At 71.9% G+C, this 17427-nt stretch carries 12 protein-coding genes and 2 pseudogenes; 8 read left to right on the forward strand and 6 right to left on the reverse strand.

Features of this window, described 5'->3' with window-relative positions; all coding sequences use genetic code 11:
- Window positions 1-11: 11 nt before the first annotated feature.
- From V6V16_RS03855 to V6V16_RS03865, 3 genes are all read right to left on the reverse strand, one after another.
- The gene (locus V6V16_RS03855; RefSeq protein ID WP_334559506.1) at window positions 12-1841 is read right to left on the reverse strand and encodes a RiPP maturation radical SAM C-methyltransferase; all 1830 of its coding nucleotides are present in this window, start codon (window positions 1839-1841) and stop codon (window positions 12-14) included.
- A 280-nt stretch (window positions 1842-2121) separates the two neighbouring features.
- A complete protein-coding gene (locus V6V16_RS03860; RefSeq protein WP_334559508.1) occupies window positions 2122-2301 on the reverse strand; it encodes a hypothetical protein in 180 nt (59 codons plus the stop codon).
- 318 nt (window positions 2302-2619) lie between these two features.
- Complete coding sequence (locus tag V6V16_RS03865; protein WP_334559648.1) at window positions 2620-2991, reverse strand: ArsR/SmtB family transcription factor; 372 nt, start codon at window positions 2989-2991, stop codon at window positions 2620-2622.
- 265 nt (window positions 2992-3256) lie between these two features.
- Here V6V16_RS03865 and V6V16_RS03870 point away from each other — a divergent pair, with 265 nt between their 5' ends.
- The 8 genes and pseudogenes from V6V16_RS03870 to V6V16_RS03905 all read left to right on the forward strand — a co-directional run bounded on the left by V6V16_RS03870 (window position 3257) and on the right by V6V16_RS03905 (window position 10660).
- Window positions 3257-4288 carry a hypothetical protein gene (locus V6V16_RS03870; protein ID WP_334559509.1) on the forward strand — a complete coding sequence of 344 codons (1032 nt, stop codon included), beginning with the start codon at window positions 3257-3259 and terminating at the stop codon, window positions 4286-4288.
- Between the two features lie 78 nt (window positions 4289-4366).
- A pseudogene (locus V6V16_RS03875) lies at window positions 4367-4575 on the forward strand (transposase); the annotation flags it as partial.
- An 80-nt stretch (window positions 4576-4655) separates the two neighbouring features.
- Window positions 4656-5351 (forward strand): class I SAM-dependent methyltransferase, encoded by a 696-nt coding sequence (locus V6V16_RS03880; RefSeq protein ID WP_334559511.1) that lies wholly within the window; start codon window positions 4656-4658, stop codon window positions 5349-5351.
- 235 nt (window positions 5352-5586) lie between these two features.
- On the forward strand, window positions 5587-6918 hold the full coding sequence (locus V6V16_RS03885; RefSeq protein ID WP_334559513.1) for an ice-binding family protein: 1332 nt from the start codon (window positions 5587-5589) through the stop codon (window positions 6916-6918).
- A gap of 265 nt (window positions 6919-7183) precedes the next feature.
- A complete protein-coding gene (locus tag V6V16_RS03890; protein WP_334559514.1) occupies window positions 7184-7738 on the forward strand; it encodes a hypothetical protein in 555 nt (184 codons plus the stop codon).
- 106 nt (window positions 7739-7844) lie between these two features.
- A complete protein-coding gene (locus V6V16_RS03895; protein WP_334559515.1) occupies window positions 7845-8735 on the forward strand; it encodes a hypothetical protein in 891 nt (296 codons plus the stop codon).
- Window positions 8736-9272: 537 nt separating this feature from the next.
- Window positions 9273-10049: pseudogene (locus tag V6V16_RS03900) on the forward strand (serine hydrolase domain-containing protein); the annotation flags it as partial.
- Window positions 10050-10111: 62 nt separating this feature from the next.
- A complete protein-coding gene (locus tag V6V16_RS03905; protein WP_334559649.1) occupies window positions 10112-10660 on the forward strand; it encodes a serine hydrolase domain-containing protein in 549 nt (182 codons plus the stop codon).
- 54 nt (window positions 10661-10714) lie between these two features.
- On the opposite strand, the gene V6V16_RS03910 is transcribed toward V6V16_RS03905, so the two are convergent.
- The 3 genes from V6V16_RS03910 to V6V16_RS03920 form a co-directional block, all read right to left on the reverse strand.
- Window positions 10715-11536 carry a hypothetical protein gene (locus V6V16_RS03910; RefSeq protein WP_334559516.1) on the reverse strand — a complete coding sequence of 274 codons (822 nt, stop codon included), beginning with the start codon at window positions 11534-11536 and terminating at the stop codon, window positions 10715-10717.
- Window positions 11533-15624 carry a hypothetical protein gene (locus V6V16_RS03915; protein WP_334559518.1) on the reverse strand — a complete coding sequence of 1364 codons (4092 nt, stop codon included), beginning with the start codon at window positions 15622-15624 and terminating at the stop codon, window positions 11533-11535. The genes V6V16_RS03910 and V6V16_RS03915 overlap by 4 nt, the downstream gene beginning before the upstream one ends.
- 336 nt (window positions 15625-15960) lie before the next feature.
- Window positions 15961-17406 (reverse strand): RICIN domain-containing protein, encoded by a 1446-nt coding sequence (locus V6V16_RS03920; protein ID WP_334559519.1) that lies wholly within the window; start codon window positions 17404-17406, stop codon window positions 15961-15963.
- Between the last annotated feature and the right edge of the window lie 21 nt (window positions 17407-17427).

Raw genomic sequence — 17427 nt, forward strand, 5'->3', positions numbered from 1 at the left:
CCGCGGGAGCGTCATCTGCCGGCGACCGCCGGCAGGGCCAGTGCCAGGACGCGCGGTCCGTCGAGGAACATCAACCCCCGCCGGGCGAACTCGGTCACCGCTTGGTCGAGTTGCCCGGCCGGCAGGCGTTCGCCGAGCCGCAGGCGCAGTCCCGACCTCGTGACCGGGCGGTCCACACAGGCCAGGTAGACCTCGGCGAGAGGTCCCTCGAACGTGTAGGTGCCCTCCCGACCGGCGTACCGGCCGTCATGGATCTGCAGGTAGCCGGGGGTCGACCGGTAGGTGAGCACCGGGCGCGGGTCTGCGGCGGCCGCCTCGGTCCAGGCGGCGACCTGCCGGGCCAGCGGCACGTACGTCTCGTCCGGCAGGCCGCTCTCCGGTCGGTGCTCGAAGAAGTAGGCGATCCGGTCCAGGTCGGCCTCGGGCGGGTAGACGTATCCGTAGCTGCGTTCCGGCCGCACGGCGTCCGTTCCGGCACGCGCCGCCGCGTACAGCGGGCTGAACCGTTCGATCCAGATCCGGGCCGCGCCGCCCGGCGGCTGCAGGTGCCACAGGTGAGGCAGGACGGCGGCCTGGTCGGTGTAGTCGCGAACCGTCTCGTCCGGGAAGCCCCAGAGGAGGTTCCACGCCACGTCGATGCCGTAGTACCGGCACCACCGCAGCAGGTTGACGTTCTGGGCGGCGGTGACACCCTTGCGCATCAGCCGCAGCACGTGCGAGCTGAGCGACTCGATGCCCGGCTGGATGCGGGTCACCCCGGCCTGCGCCAGCAGCCTCGTCTGGGCACGGGTGAGGTTCGCCTTGACCTCGTAGAACAGCTCGTAGCCGGTGCCCGCCTCGATCAGGTCCGGCATGAGTTCCCGCAGGTGGGCCGGGTCGAGGATGTTGTCCACGGCCTCGAAGCGGAAGCTGCCGTAGCGGCGGGCCTGGGTGTCGAGTTCCGCACGTACCCGCTGGGCGGTCCTGGTCCGGAACCGCATCGTGCCACCGTTGAGCCCGCAGAAGACGCAGTGGTGCCTGGCGCCCCACCAGCAGCCGCGGGACGACTCGAACGGGATCCACACCCGGTGGCGGCCGGCGGCGGGCAGCAGGGCCAGGCTCGCCGCCCGCTGGAAGTACTCGGTGTAGTCGGGCACCGCGGCGTCATCCAGTTCCAGCGGCGGGGCCGGCGGGAGCCCGCCGACCACACCGTCGACGCGGCCCAGCACCCCCGGCACCCGCAGCGGATCGGTGCCGGCGGCGAGCGCCCGCAGCAGCCCGGGCAGCGCCCGCTCGCCCTCCCCGGTGACCGCCAGGTCGATGCAGTCGACCGTCCGGACCAGCTCCGGTCCCATCTCGCCGTCGAAGTTGGCACCGCCGAAGACGGTGATCAGCCAGGGCCACCGCTGCTTGAGCCGCCGGGCCAGGGCGAACGAGGCCGCGTTCTGCTGGTAGGTCGAGCTGAAGCCGACCACCCGGAACCGGTCCCACGGATAGGACAGCACGAGCGAGTCGAGGTAGGCCGGGACCAGCGACTCGCGCAGGTGCACCAGCCGGTCGCGCAGTTCCGTCGGTGGCCGACCCAGGTGCGCCAGGTCGGCGGCGAACTCGACGGGCATCGCCGCCCCGGCGTCGGGTGCGGCGTCGCCGAACGCGGCGACGGAGAACAGCCAGTCACCGACGAGCCGGCCGCGGTGCTCCGCCAGGAGGGAGTACTCGTCCGCCCCGATCAGCGCCGCGAAATCGAGATTAGCGTGCAGCGTACGCACCGGAAAGCCGGCTCGGGCCAGCGTGGCGCCGAGCAGGCCGAGCTGGATCGACGGCCGGTAGATGCCCATGAACGGCATGGACACGAGGGCCACGGGCCAGTCCGCGTACGGTGCTGCCGGATGCTCGGGAACGGGGTCGGACCCACCGGGCTGGTCGACGCCGGACGTGTTGGCCTCCGCGACGCGGCAGCCGCCGCTCGGGCGACCGACGAGGTGATGTGCGTACGGTTTGCCAGGATGCGCCGCCGGGGCCGGGCGGTCAAGGGGCGCAGGTGGTTACGACGGCCCGACGGTCGGCGCCCCCTCTACGGCTTGGTGGCCGACCATCCGGGCGGGTGGTCCGCCGAGGCGGACGCGAGTCGCCGCCCCAGGATCAGCCGCGCTGCGTCTGGCCCTGGCTCGCCGCCGGCCGGGCCTGCTCCACCGCGAACGGGTGGCGCAGTCGCCGCATGGCCTCCTCGCTGCCGTCGAAGGTCACGCCCGGACCGTCGAGTCCGTCGGCGCTGGCGGTGGCGAGGAACAACGCCGGTTTGTCATTACCGTTCGATGCCATGCAAAAAGTCCTGTCTTCGACCGAGGAGCACGTCAAGCCGTCGGCGTCTGGTGCCGGCAACCTCGTGAAAGATCCGACGCTCAGATAGGCGCCCGATCACGGCGGCTCGTGCACGGGCGAGCGCCCGGCGACACCGACCCCTCCACCATACCCCGGCTGCGCCGCTTACAACCCCGGCCGGCCGTGGCCCGCACGAGCGCGCCGCCGTCGCCGGACCCACGGCGCGGCGCACACGCCTACCGGGCCGCGCCCGCGGACCGCCCCGATCTCGACGCGGGCCGTCGCACGCAGCAGGGCGCCGGCCTCGACCCTGCCTCGTCAGCGGGCCTTCTTCGTCGCCCGCTTCCGAGGCGGCGTCAGCAGGTCAGCGATCGCGGCGATCGCGGACGGCACCAGGCGGTAGTACGCCCACACGCCGCGCTTCTCGCGCTCGAGCAGTCCGGCATCGGTGAGGATGCGCAGGTGGTGACTCACCGTGGGCTGGGAGAGACCGAGCGGCGCGGTAAGGTCCGTCACGGACGCCTCGCCGTCCGGGGCCGACTGGATCAGGCTGAGCAGTCGCAGCCGGGCCGGATCGGCGAATGCCTTCAGCACCCCCGCGAGCCGCTCGGCGTCGGCGCGCTTGATCGGCTCGCCGGCAAGGGGCGAGATGACAGGCTTGGTAGTTTCCGCGGTTCCCACGTCTTGCATCGTCGCAGCAACACCCCCGGTAGGTCGGTGGAACGAGGGGCGGATCACGGCGAGTTCGTACGGCGGGGGCCTTGCGCGCCCGTTCCGTCCGGGTCGGCACGACGGTCCGCACCGGGTCGCGGCCTGCCGGCAACCGTGGCGACACCCCCGTCCGAGCGGAGTCCGCGTTGCCCGCTTCGTCAGGACGTAAACCCTCACACGTTCCGTTAGCGATAGATGAACGCCTATAGTCAGGGGGTTCGTCGACGCGGCCGAAGGAGCACACATGGGCCACCCCCGTCGGGTCATGGCGGCGCTCATCGGCCTGGCGCTGGCCGTCCCGCCCGGCGCCGAAGCCGTCGCCGTCGCGGCGCCGTCGACCCCCATCAACGACCTGGCCACCCGCAGCTACCTCGGCTTCCAGGGCGGTCTGTACCCCGACGGCAGCAACGCCCTTCCGGCGACCCACCACGCCGTCGGGGTCGGCCGAGCCAGACGGGTCCGACCGGTGGACGTCGACGGCGTCCCGAAGGCCACCGGCAAGATCGTGTTGCTCTCCATCGGCATGTCCAACACCACCCAGGAGTTCTGCGCCCGCCGATCCGACGGAAGATGCGCGCCCTGGTCCTTCAGCGGGCAGGCGGCGGTCGACCCGCAGGTCGACCACGCGAACCTGGTCATCGTCGACGGAGCAGCCGGTGGGCAGACGGCCGGCACCTGGACCTCGCCGAATGCCGAGAACTACGACCGCGTCCGCACGAGCGGTCTCGCTCCGCTCGGGCTCACCGAGAACCAGGTCCAGGTGGTCTGGGTCAAGGTGGCGAACGCGACGCCCACCGTCTCCCTCCCCGCCTCCAACGCCGACGCCTACCAGCTCGTCACCCAACAGGGCGCGATCGCCAGGGCGCTCCGGGCGCGGTACCCCAATCTGCAACTGGTGTTCTTCTCGAGCCGCATATACGCGGGATACGCCACCACCAGGCTGAACCCGGAGCCCTACGCGTACGAGAGCGGGTTCGGCGTCAAGTGGGTGATCCAGGCGCAGATCAACCAGATGGCCGGCTCCCCCGTCGACCCCCGGGCCGGCAACCTCAGCTACCACAGCGTCGCGCCCTGGCTGGCGTGGGGCCCCTACCTCTGGGCCGACGGAACGACCCCCAGATCGGACGGGCTCACCTGGGCACGCTCCGAGCTGGCCAACGACGGCACCCACCCCGCGCAGCCCGGCGAAGAGAAGGTGGGCACCCTGCTGCTCGACTTCTTCAAGTCCTCACCGCAGACCGTGTGCTGGTTCCTGGTCGGCCGCACCTGCGCCTAGGGCGCGCCCTGCCGATCTCGTCGGGGTCGGAGTGCCTCGGCGGTCGGTCGTGGGGAACTGACGGACAGAGCGTGGACGATGGCCGAGCCGGTGCCGTCCGCGCCGGGTCGGCGTCTCGGACCGGTGGCGGGACCACCGGCAGGTGATCAACGGGATATCGTGGAAGCCGTCGACCGGGGCGCCGTGACGGGCCCTGCCCGACCGCTGCGGGCCGTGGCGGGAGCCGCCATGAGCGGTTGCGGCGGCGGGCGGCGGACGGGACGTGGGAACGGCCCCTGGCCGACGCGCACCAGCTGGGTGCCTTCTCGTCGCAACCACGCCGCCCCGGCAGGAGCGCGTCCCAGCCTCTCATCGGAATGGGGTCACGGTGCCAACAGGTGACTACGACAGGTTTGCGAACGCCTATTCGGCGGAGAACGAGTCCAACCTCTTCAACGCGTACTACGAGCGACCTGAGATGCTCCGTCTCGCCGGTGACGTACGAGGTCGCCGGGTCCTCGACGCCGGGTGCGGTTCCGGCCCGTTGTCGGCTGCGCTGCGCGCCAGGGGAGCCGTGGTCACCGGCTTCGACGTGAGCGCGGCCATGGTCGACCTGGCCCGCCAGAGGCTGGGCGCAGACGCCGACCTGCACGTGGCGGACCTGAGCGCGCCGCTGCCGTTCGCAGACGCCGAGTTCGATGACGTCGTCGCGTCCCTGGTCCTGCACTACCTGGAGGACTGGTCCGGTCCCCTCGCCGAGCTGCGTCGCGTGCTGAAGCCGGGTGGCCGCCTGATCCTCTCGGTCATCCACCCCGCCGTCTATGCGATCGCGTACCCCAAGGCCGACTACTTCGCGCTCACGCAGTACTCCGAGGACTACGTCATGGACGGCCAGACCGTGTGGCTGACCTACTGGCACCGGCCGCTGCACGCCATCGCAGACGCCTTTGCCGCTGCCGGCTTCCGCATCGCGACGATCAGCGAGCCGCCCCCCCTTCCGGACACTCCTGCGGAGCTGCTCCCACCCGACATGAACTCCGGGTCCTTCATCTGCTTCCTCTTCTTCGTCCTCGAGTCCGCCTAGCAGAACACCCGGACAGCCCGGTGATGCGTTCCACCGCCGTCCGGACGCGCTGCCGGCACGGGCGAACCGGCCTGGTTCACATGATCGGCGGGGCAGGCGGTAGCCGCCGCCCGGTCGCACCCTGGCGGGTTCGGGCGCTTCGCCGGCAGCGGGCCGCCCCGGCGCGGCGGTGTAGCCGGCGTCGCCGTCACCCCCCGCCTGGCGCCGGGCCGCCATCCGCCGGCACTGCCTGCGCGTGCGGGGCCGCCGACCCGGAACGCGTGAGTGCCACTGGCTGCGCGGCCCTCGGGCCACTGGCAAGGCTGACCGTTTACGCCTTCTTTGTGCCTTGTTGTGCCATTATGATCCGCTGAAGGGTCACCAACGTCGAGATCCCGAGGAACCCATGGCGATTTTTGACCGCACGGACGCGTCCCGCCGGAGTACCGGGATGACCCGGGTGGCCACCGCCCTGACCTTGGTGTTCGCGACGACCTTCCTGGTCGGCGTCGCGGGGCAGCGCAGCGCGAGCGCCGCCGAGCCGCCAGTGCCGCTGGGCGAAGCCGCCGACTTCGCGGTCCTCGCCGGCACGACGGTCACCAGCACGGGGCTCAGCGTGATCAACGGTGACATCGGCGTCAGCCCAGGCACCGCCGTGACCGGATTTCCCCCCGGTCAGCTGAACGGATCCATCCACGCCAATGACGGCCCCGCGGTGCGGGGTAAGAGTGACCTGGCCATCGCCTACAACGACGCGGCCGGGCGGACGACCACGGACGTCGTCTCGGAACAGCTCGGGGGCACCACCAGGACCACCGGCGTCTACAGCTCCGTCGCGGGCACGTTCAACATCACCGGAAACCTGACCCTCGACGCGCAGGGTGACCCGAACGCCGTCTTCATCTTCAAGACCACCACCACGCTCATCACGGGCGCCTCCAGCGTGGTGAACCTGGTCAACGGCGCGCAGTCGTGCAACGTCTTCTGGCAGGTCGGCAGCTCCGCGACGCTTGGCGCCAACTCCACGTTTCGCGGCAATCTCCTCGCCTTCACCTCGATCACCGTGGGTGCGGCACTGGAGGTCGACGGCCGCATGCTGGCGATCAACGGAGCGGTCACGATGGACACCGACACGATCACCCCTTCCACCTGCGCCGAACCGGGAGAGCTGTCGATCAGCGCGCCGGAGACGGCAGACCTCGGCAGCGCCAGTCCTGGCGGCGTCGCCTCGGCGAACCTGGGGCCGGTGACCGTGACGGACGAGCGGCTGCTGTCCGAACCGAGCTGGACCGCGACCGTCGTCGCGACGGATCTCGTCACCGACGGAAGCCCGGTCCGGACCATCGCCAACACCAACGTCTCCTACTGGTCCGGCCCGGCCACCTCCACCACCGGCATCGGCACCTTCACCTCGGGCCAGCCGACCGCCGCGGACGCCGAGGTCATCGACGTCCAACGAACCGCGTACACCCTCACCGAGGGCACCGGCAACAACGCGGCGACCTGGGAGCCAGTCGTGTCGGTCCAGATTCCCGCATCGACCGTCGTGGGCGAGTACACGGCAACGGTCACGTTCTCCGTCGCCTGAACCCGAAGAAGCGCCCGGACGGCGGCCGCCGCCCCGCGCCAGCGCGGCCGTCGGAGCCCGCCGCGCTCTCCCCTCGCCGGGGCGGTCGTCAGGCCGGTCGCGCGAGCCAGCGAGGGGCCGCCCACCGACGCGCCCCCGCCGGAGCGTACGAGTTTGGACGAAACGGTAAAAGGGGCGCAGACGCCATCACTCACTATAAAGTCGGGCAGTAGCTGAACGGCGGCAGCCATCACCGGTGCCGCTCATGACCGAGAGGGAGAACAACATGCGTTTCACCCGTATCGCGGTAGGGGTGGTGGCCGCGTGCGCGAGCCTGCCCCTCGTCGCGTCGCCGGCCGTGGCGGCACCGACCGACACCACCGTGGTCACCCTGAACGTGGTCGGCGCGGGGCTCGACATCGAGGCGCCGGAGACCGCCAACCTCGGCAGCGCGCTGCCCGGTACGGCACTCAGCGGGTCGATCGGCACGGTGCGCGTCATCGACCAGCGCGGCTCGGCCGACGCCTCCTGGACCGCGACGGTGAGTACCACCGACTTCGAGACCGGCGGCGGTGGTGCCTCGGAGCGGATCCTGGCCAGCGAGATCGACTACTGGTCGGGTCCGGCCACGGAGCAGGCCGGCAACGGCACCTTCGTCCCCGGTCAGCTGACCGCGGCCGACGCCGAGCCCCTCGACACGGTGAACCCGCTGATCGCCTTCCAGCACACCGGAGGCACCGGCGTCAACAGCGCCGCCTGGGCACCCACCCTCATCGTCAACATCCCCGCGTCGGCGGTGGTCGGCACCTACACCGGGACGGTGACTCATTCGGTGGCCTAGCCGGTTCGGGGCGCTGGCACTGATCGTCATCGGTGCCGGCGCCCTGGCCGGGCCTGTCGCGGCGGCCGAGCCGGGGGACGCCCCCAACACCATCGGCATCAAGCTGATGGAACTGCCGGTGGACCGCCAGGAGGACCCGCGGGCCCGCCGCTACATCATCGACCACCTCGCCCCGGGCGCCGTCATCGAGCGAAAGATCGAGATCACCAACCGGACCGCGAAACGCAAGCAGGTCGACCTCTACGCCGCCGCGGCGAGCATCGAGGGTGGCCAGTTCCGCTTCGCCGACGGGCGAAGCGCCAACGAGTTGTCGTCCTGGACGACGCTCAGCAGACCCGTCCTCGACCTCCGAGCCGGCGAGAAGAAGCAGGCGACGGCCAGGATACGGGTGCCGGAGAAGGCCCCGGCCGGCGAGCGGTACGCCGTCATCTGGGCCTCCACCGCCTCCGAGCCGAAGCCGAACGCCGTGGCGAAGATCAACCGCGTCGGCATCCGGGTCTACCTGGACGTCGGCCCCGGCGGTGAGCCTCCCACGGATTTCAAGATCAAGGACTTCGTGGCCGCCCGGGCGCCCGACGGACAGCCCTCCCTCACCGTCACCGTCACCAACACCGGCGGGCGGGCCGTGGACCTCAGCGGCACCCTCTGGCTCAACGACGAGGCGGGCGAGATCAGGGCCGGCCCGTTCGCCGTGATCGACGGCACGACACTCGCCGCCGGGCACACCGGAACGGTCGCCCTCGCCATCAACCGCCGCCTCGACAACGGGCCGTGGAAAGCCGAGCTCACCCTGACGAGTGGCCTGGTGCACCGGACCGCCACCACCACCATCACGTTCCCCGACCCCGGACAACCACCGTCGACCTTCGAACTCGGCGACATGTCGATGCTGCTCGCCGGCTCGGCTGCCGTCGGCCTGGGCATCCTGGGTGTGCTCTTCGTCCTGGTCAGAAGGTCACGCCAGCGAACGCCGGTCGCCACAGGCGGGCACGCCTGACCGGCGGCACCCCACGGGCACTCCCCCGCGGTCGGGCCACCTCCTCATCCCCACGCCCACGACGAGCCCGAGCGCTCCGCCGCCCGTGCGTACGATGCGCTCGGCGGTCGCGCGCGCCGCGGTGGGGTCGTCGCCGAGGATCTCCGCGCCGACGGCGGCGAACTCCGCCACGGCGGGCGCGGTCGGACCAGTCGGGCGGGAGCGCGAACCGCCGTTCCCTCGTCGCGGCGTCGTGGTCGGGCAGGTCGTCGTCGACCGGGCCCGGCGCGACGGGCCGCGTCCCGGCGAGGGTGAGCGCCGAGAACGCCTCCGCGTGGTCGAGCGCGGCGACCTGGGCGACCATCCCGCCGACGCCGACGCCCGCAGGATGCGCCGGACGGCGCCCACCCCCGCAGGGACGGGCCGCTCCCGGCGACGTGAGGTGACACAGCCCCACCCCGGATACGGGCACGGACCGGAGCAGGTCGTCTCTCGGGCAGCTCCCGGCCGGTCCGGGCGGGCTGGATTCGGAGAACGGCACCTGCCATGATGCGCCGCATGTCACTGCAGCGTCGCGCCGTGCTCGGCGCCGGCCTCGCGGCCGCGGCCCTCGCCGGCTGCCGCGAGGCGGTACGGTCGGCCACCGCCGGAGCGACCGCCGGGCCCGCCGCGAAGCCGAGCGTGAGCGCCCCGGCGGCGCCCGCCCGGTCCGCGGCAGTGCGCGCCGCCGCCCCGGCCGCCGCCGGGCCCACCGCCGAGACGCTCCGCGGCGGGGTGCAGGCGACGGGCCGGCTGCGGGTGGTCCTGAACCGCCACCTCGCGCCGACCAGCGCCAACCCGGACCATCCGGCGTACGCGGGCGCGGTCGCGCTCTGCCGGGTGGGAGGCGTGACCGTGGCGAAGACCGTCGTGGGCAAGGCGCTGCGCTACGCCGCCGGCCCGGTGCTGCTGCCCGAGTCCAGGCAGGTCGAGATGCGGCACGACGCGATCTTCGACCTCGCCTCGCTCACCAAGGTCTACACCGCGATCCTGGTCCTCCAGCAGGTCGACAAGGGACGACTCGACCTGTCGACGCGGGTGGTGGACCACCTGCCCGGCTTCACCGGCGCCGGCAAGGACAAGGTCACCGTCGCCATGCTGCTGGCGCACACCAGCGGCCTGCCGGTCGGGGCCAAGGTCGTCGGTCTGCCCGACGACGCGGCCCGCCGCAGGGCGGTCCTGGCGACCGGACTGGTAAGCGGCGCGGTGCCGGGCAAGGTGTACCGCTATTCCAGCGTCGGGCTGATGGTGCTCGCGTTCCTGGTCGAGAAGGTCACCGGCCAGCGGTTCGATCAGGCGCTCAAGACCGGGTTGACCGGGCCGCTCGGCCTCAGAGACACCGGCTTCAACCCGAAGACCTGGCTCAACGCCGCCAACCAGGCCGCCCGGCTGGTCGCCACCGACGCACGCTCGTCGCGCGGGCTGCTGCGTGGCGTCGTGCACGACGACGTCGCCAACCACATGGGGGAATCGCCGGGCACGCCGGCATCTTCAGCACCGCCGCCGAGGTGGCCGTCATCGGAGAGCTGCTGCTGGGCGGCGGCGTCCACGACGGCACCCGGATCCTCTCCGAGGAGATCACCCGCCAGATGCTCACCAACGTGAACGTCGGTCTGCCCGCCGTGGACCCGGAACGGCCCAACCGCACCTCCGCGCACGGCCTGGGCGTCGTGCTGGACCAGCCGTGGTTCATGGGCAGGCTCAGCAGCCCTCGGACCTTCGGGCACACCGGCTTCACCGGCACCTCCCTGGTGGTCCACCCGGACCGCCAGATGGTCCTGGTCCTGCTGACCAACCGCGCCCACCCGAACTGGAGCTGGGCGAACCCGGACCCCGTCCGCACCGACGTCGCCGACGCCGTTGCCGTGATCCCGCCCAGGGGGCGGGACAACCCCCACGCCAGATAGCTGCCGCCGACCAGCGCACCGCCTGGCGCCCGACCCGCTCGCGAGCGTCGCCGGTCAGCGATGCGCCGAAAGCTCCGCCGCCAGTGGCGGGCAGGCAAGGTAGTTCGCCACCAGATGGAAGTCGAACGCGTGGATCGCCGCGGTATGGTCGGCCGCCACGTCAACGAACCGCGTCGGGACGCCGCCTGCGGGGATCGCGACCAGGTCCCCCACGTCGGCGATGTTCACCCAGCGCCTCACGTTCGGCGGGCGACACCCGAGTCCGGCCACCGGGGCGGGGTCGAGCCGCGGGAACACCGCGTGCGGCATGGCCAACGGCGAGCCGAGCGTGACGAGCAGGTCCACCTCCAGGTCCGGGTGGTGCCACAGGGTCTCGTAGGTGACGACGCTGCCCAGGGAGTGCGCCAGCACCACCGACGGCTGGTGTGTGCGGATCGTCGCGGCCACCGCGTCGCGGCTCGCCTGCCGGACGCCGTCGCCGCCCAGGTAGCGGGCGACCTCGCGGAAGAACGTCGTCACGAACAGCTCCACGAGACGAGGCGCGAGCTGGCGGCGTTCGGCGATCCACCCGATGATCTGGCGGAACGGCCGGGTGGCGTTGCCCTGGGTGACGCCAGGAGGCAGGTCGAGCTGCGCCAACCAGGCTTCGAGCAGCTCACGTGCCTCTGGCGGCAGGTCGTCGTCCGCGCCCTGGCGACCCCCCGGCTGTAGGTGGTCGGCGTAGTAGGCGACGCAGAGGTCCACCGGCCCTGGGAACCCACGCGCCAGCGCGCGGCCCCAGATCGCCGACAGCTGCTCGCCCGCCTGCGTCGACGTGGCGGACGGACGATGGTTGCCGACACCGTGCACCCCCACGACTCGCATGATGCGGGTCACTCCCCACGGTCCAGCACGACGATCTCCCGTTCGTAGCACACCACGACCGCACCGTCCGGAGCGAGCACCACGGCATCGACATGGTCAGGCACCGCGTGAGTGTCGAGGCACTCGCCGGTCAGCAGGTCCCACACCCGCACGACCTTGTCGAAGCCGCCCGTCACCGCCACCGCGCGTCCCCCGCGTACGCCGCACGAGAGGGCGCGCGCCTGCTGACGCGGCGGCTGCGCCATGACGCGCAGGCACGCGCCGGTCCGCGCGTCGAAGACACCGACGCCCTGGCCGGCCGCGACGACCACCGGTCTACCGCTGACGGTCGCGCAGGCCACCAGTCCCGCCGGGAACCCCGGCCCGATCCGGCAACGCACGGCGCGGGCGAGGACGTCCCACACCACGAACTCGCCGCCCTGCTCCGACCAGGTCACGGCGTAGGGGGCGCCGCCGTCGTGGCCGATGGCCACCCTGTCGACGGCGACATCGACGCCGACGGCCGGCAGCGTGACGCAGCTGCCGTCTGTCAGGTCCCACACCCGGGGCACGCCGTCCGACCCTCCGGAGACGACCAGTGGCCGGCCGCCGACGTCGGCGGCGGCAACGTCGTGCACGAAGCCCTCGTGCCCTTCCAGTGGGTTCCCGAACGTCCGTCCGGTCGCGATGTCCCACAGTTGCAGCGAGCTCGTTTCTCCTCCCGCCAGCACGGCGACGGTCGTGTCGCCGGTGCGCACCGTCGCCAGCGCCGACACCCAGCCGATGTGGCGGCCGAACGGCTCACCGATCGGCGTTCCGTCCGCGAGGTCCCACACGGCCACGCCGTCCTGCCGGCTGTCCACCTCGCCGCCGCCGGCGAGGATCACGGTCCGGTCGCCGACGACGGCGCAGGCCGCCGCGTTGAACGGTTCGGTGTGGCCCGGCAGGAGAGCCGAACCGTCCGTCATCGCCACGTCCAGGTTCCACACCCGCACGGACCCGTCGGCTGCCGCACTCACCGCGACGGGCGCGCCATCGAGGTCGACGCATCGGATCGCCCGGACGCCGTCGGTGTGGTTCAGCGGGGCACCGACGCGCCTTCGGGTGCTCAGGTCCCACAACTCGATGTCGTCGGCGCGCCCGACCAGCGCGATCGGCCGGTCGTCGACGACCGTGCAGGCGACTGGTCCGCGGAGCACGTCGTCGCTGGTCAGGATCTCGCTGCGCGGGCTGTCGGAGGTGAGCCTCCACAGCCGGACGGTCCCGTCCTCGCCCGTGCTCACCACGTACGGGTCGGCGCCGTGCAGGACGCCGCCGGCACCGCGGACCTCGCCGTCGTGTCCGGTGAGGGTGGCACCGATCGGGCGGCCGGAGAGGGCACGTACGTTGATCTGCCCGCTGTCGTCGCCGGTGACGACGACCGTGGCCCCGTCCGCGGTGAACGAGTTCGCGTAGCGGACGGTGTCGTTGTGAAAGCCGATCTCGTACGGCTCGGCGCCCACCTCGTCGTACGACGACACTGGCCAGCCGTCCACCGTCCCCTCGAAGCCGCTGGCGACGACGACCGCGCGGCCGTCCACCGTGCCCGCCGTGACGGCATGGTACGAAAGGCCACTCGGTGCCCATGTCCGGCCGCCCGGCTCGCCGGTGATCAGGTCGAGGATCTGGATCCCGGACTCGACGTCCAGCGCGGCCGCCACCGGCCGGCCGTCCGCAACGAACGCGGCGACCGCGTGGTACCGGTGGTCGAGGCTGATCCGCGCCGGCTGCCACGCGCGGCCGTGGCGGAGGCTCCACAGCCGGATCGTGCGGCCGCTCCAGGTGACCGCGATGATCTCGTCTCCGACACGCAGGCAGTCGACCGACGACACCGGCAGGATGTGCCCGGGCAGGTCGTCCCGGAGCGCGGGATTGACCAGGGCGCCGGTCGCCCAGCGGGTCCGGAGACCGGTGCCCGCGAACGCCCGCGCGAGCGCGTGGCTGCCGACGCGACACGCGTCGATCGCCAGGACGTCGCGGCGTTCGTCGGGCGTCGCCCCGCGATGGCGCTTCGCCGACGTCCGGTAGACCACCGCTGCCTCCCGTGCCGCCGGAGACCGGGCGTCCCCCAGATACCGGACGACAGCGTCCGGGTCCGCCATGAGCAGGAACTCGGGATCCACGAGCAGGTCGTCGACCCGATCCGCGTCGGCGGCGTGTTCGATCGCGTGCCGCAGCAGGTAGGGCGGTGCGGTACCCCAGCCGCGTACGCCCGCGACGATGCGATCGTAGAGACGCGTGGCGTCGTGCCGTGACCGCAGATACTCGCCGAGGCTGTGGTGGAACAGCCGGTACAGCGTCGTTCCGTCGGAGTCGGCGCTGGTGCGCAGGTACGGTCCACCCTGTCGGAGTGGTTCGGTGACGTCGACGCCGACCAGGGTCGCGATCAGTTCGGCGGGCATGCCGTCGCCCTTGCCGAACGCGATCGCGCCCAGCGCCCAGCGCAGAGTTCGATCGGGGCCGAGCGCGTCGAGGTGGAGTTCGAACACCTCGGGCAGCCGGGTGGGCATGGCCGACCCGAGCCGGACGGCGCGTGCGGTGTCAGCCGGAACGGGCACCGCTTCGAGGTACCGCAGGAACACCTCCGCGAGCAGGAACGCACCCCAGTTGCGGGATGCGCCGGCAAGGCGGCCCGCGACCACCTGGGCGAGGCGTTCCCGTACCAGCCGCGCCGATCGCGGGCGGTAGCCGGGCGCGTCGGCGAGCCGGTTCAGCAGATGGCTCTCCAGATCCGCGCTCAGCTCGTCCGCCTCGACGCTGTCAAGATCGAGCACATCCGTCCGGGCGATCAGCCGGGCGAACCTCGCGTCCGGGCGGGTGGCGACCAGCAGCCGACACGCCGGCTCGCCCGTCGGCCGGTGGGCGTGCACCAGCGGCAGCAGCAGCTCGTTGACCACGCCGATCGGGTCGAGTGCCTCGTCGAGCGCGTCGAGCACGATCGTCGGCGGCTCGGACAGCCCGGAGATGACCTCGACAAGTGCGGCGGCGGTCCAGCCCGGCGAGGACGGCCGCATGGCGGCGGCGATGTCCTCCAGCTGCCACGGTCCGTTGTCCAACTCGTCGAGCCAGTCGCCCAGCTCGCCTACGGAGCCGCCGGGTCGCGGCGCGGTCAGGTCCAGTTGGTCGGCGATGGAGTCAGCCAGGTGGTAAGTGTCGCGGCCGCGGGCGTGCACCGTCGCGAGATTGGGGTTGAGCGACGGGCGCGATCGGGTGTCCAGCCGTTCGCGGACGGCGGGCACCTCCTTGGCAAGGGTGGGGTGCGCCGCGCAGACGAGCACGCCCAGCAGCGCCGACTTGCCGGCGCCGGGACTGCCCGTGACGACGATGGGCCGGTCGCTCGCCGCACCGTCCAGCCAGAGCGACAGCAGGCGCAGCTCGCGGTGCCGTCCGGTGAAGTGCGTGCCCGCCCGCTCCATGAAGTAGGCGTGGTCGAGGGACTCCCGCAGCGACGGATCGGACACCCTGCTGGCGACGTGGTCGGGCTCATAGCGGGGGTTGAGGAAGAAGAGCGGCTCGTCCGGCGGCTGCGCCGGGTCGACCGGAGTGGCGTACACCCGCTGCGGCAGGCCGCCCTGGGCCGCGACCCGCTTCGCGATCCTCCGGGCGACCAGTTCCAGCGGCACGTGCCGCATGCTCGGGTCGGCACCCAGACCGTCGACGGCGAGCTGGTCGAGCACGTCGGCCACCGCCCGGCTGAACCGTCCGTCGAAGGCGTCCTCGTCCGGGCCGGCCGCCGCGATCACCCAGATCCTGGTGTCCGCTCCGGTGCGCTGGAGCAGCCACGGCAGCCGCGCGATCCGGCCCGACCGACACAGGTCGAGCAGCAGCAGGACAGGGTGGTCGCGAACGTGTCCGGACGACACCCACTCGGCGACGTTCGTGCCCATTCCCGTACGCCCGCACGCGGGCACGACGTCAAGTCGGGTGTCGTCGGCGCCGACCTCGCCGTGGGACAGGACGTGCAGCACCAGGTTCGCGCTGTCGTCCTCCAACGCGTCCCGGACCGAGCCGGCCATCTGGTCCCGGTCCGGGTCGAGCCGCGCGTCGACGTGGAAGCCCAGCACGTCCAGTGCTCCACGCACCCTTGCCTGCACCTCGTCGACGAACCCGAGAGGCGCCCGGTTTCCCCGCGTCAGTGGCGATTCCGATTCGGCACCCACCCGGTCCGCGAACCGTCGCACACCGATGAGTAACGCCCTGCCGCCCATGACGCGCGACTGTAGCAATCGGACACTTTCCGTCGGGGCCTGTCCTGGCGGCGGCCGCTCCGCGCGGTCGGACCGGGCGGAGTCCCACCCGGTCCGGTCGGGCACATCGGCGGATGTCGCGTGGAGCGTGGTGTCGACCAGGCGACCGGTGGTTCGTGGACGAGGCGTACGTCGGGGTGCGCGGGTGTACCGGCACGCGCGACGGCGGTGTCAGGACTGGGTGCGTGTCCATTGCTGGTTGGCGCCGCCTCCGCAGGTGTACTGCGTGATGTCGGTGCCGTCGGCGGTGCCACCGCTCACCACGTCCAGACACTTGCCGCTGTGCCGGGCGCGCAGTTGGTGGTGGCTGCCGCTGGCGACCCACTGCCACTGCTGGTTGGTGCCGCCGCCACAGCTGTACTGGATGACGTTGGCGTTGTTCGCGGTGGAGGCGTCGGCGACGTCGAGGCACCTGCCGCTGTGCTGGTTGACGATCCGGAAGTAGCCGCCGCCGGCGTCGCGGAACTCCCACTTCTGGTTCGCACCGCCGTTCCAGGACCACTGCCTGATCTCGGCGTTGTCGGTGACGGCCATGTCCAGCACGTCGACCACCTTGCCGCTGTTGCGGTTGGTGATGCGGTAGTAGGGCGGCGCCTCGCCGGTGATGGTGCCGTTGGCCGCGTCGAGGGTGATGGTGGGGTACCAGCTGAGGCTCATGGTCGTGGCGGACGGGAAGGTGATCGGCAGCCACACGTACTGGGAGTCGTTGACCGGCCCGCCCCAGGCGCCGGCCCAGCGGTCGCCCATGTAGAGGTAGCTCGTCGTCGAGCTGCCCTGGACGGGGAGCACGAAGGTCGATTGGGAGCGGAAGGTGGTCGAGTCCCCGACGTTGGTCATGGCGCTCCACGGACCGGAGATGCTGGAAGCCGTGGCGTACCTGGCCTGGTTCGGGCTCCAGCCGGTCAGGCCCGAGGTGAGCAGGAAGTACGTGCTGCCGCGCTTGAACAGGGCCGGTGCCTCGCGGCCGGCGTCGTTCCAGAAGTTGCCGACCAGCGTGGCCACGTTCAGGTAGTCGGCGGTGAGGCGGTAGATGTGCAGGTCACGGTTCTCGTCGGCGGCGGAGAGCAGGTAGGCGGTGCCGCCGTCGTTGTAGAGCGTGAGGTCCCGGGACATGTGGCCCAGCGGCCGGAAGCTGCCGTGGTAGGTGTAGGCGCCGTCCACGGTGGCCGACGAGGCGACAGCGGCCCTGGCCTCGCCGTAGTCGGTGCCGTTCTCCTTGTGCATCCACATCACGTACCGGCCGGTGCTGGCGTTGTAGATGACCTTCGGTCGCTCGATGTTGGCCACCCCCAGCTCCGCCGCCGACGACTGGGTCAGCACGTTGTTGCGGAACTCCCAGTCGCGCAGGTTGGTGGAGCGGTAGACGGACACGGCCCGGAACGTGTTGTCGGCGTTGCGGTTCTCACCGAACCAGTAGTAGTAGCCGCCGACCTTGAGCACGCCACCGCCGTGCGCGTGCAGCACGTTGCCGCCTGTGTCGGTGAACTGCGTACCGTTCGCGATCGTGACCGGCGCGGCCTGTGCCGGACCGGCGGCCACGGTGGTGACCGCCGCGACCGCCGATCCGGTCAGGGTGAGCGCTGCCACGAGCGACAGGAGCCGGCTGCTGCGTTTCACGACGTTCGTCCTTTCGTGGGC

Source organism: Micromonospora sp. CPCC 205561, assembly GCF_036906775.1.
Taxonomy (GTDB): Bacteria; Actinomycetota; Actinomycetes; order Mycobacteriales; family Micromonosporaceae; genus Micromonospora.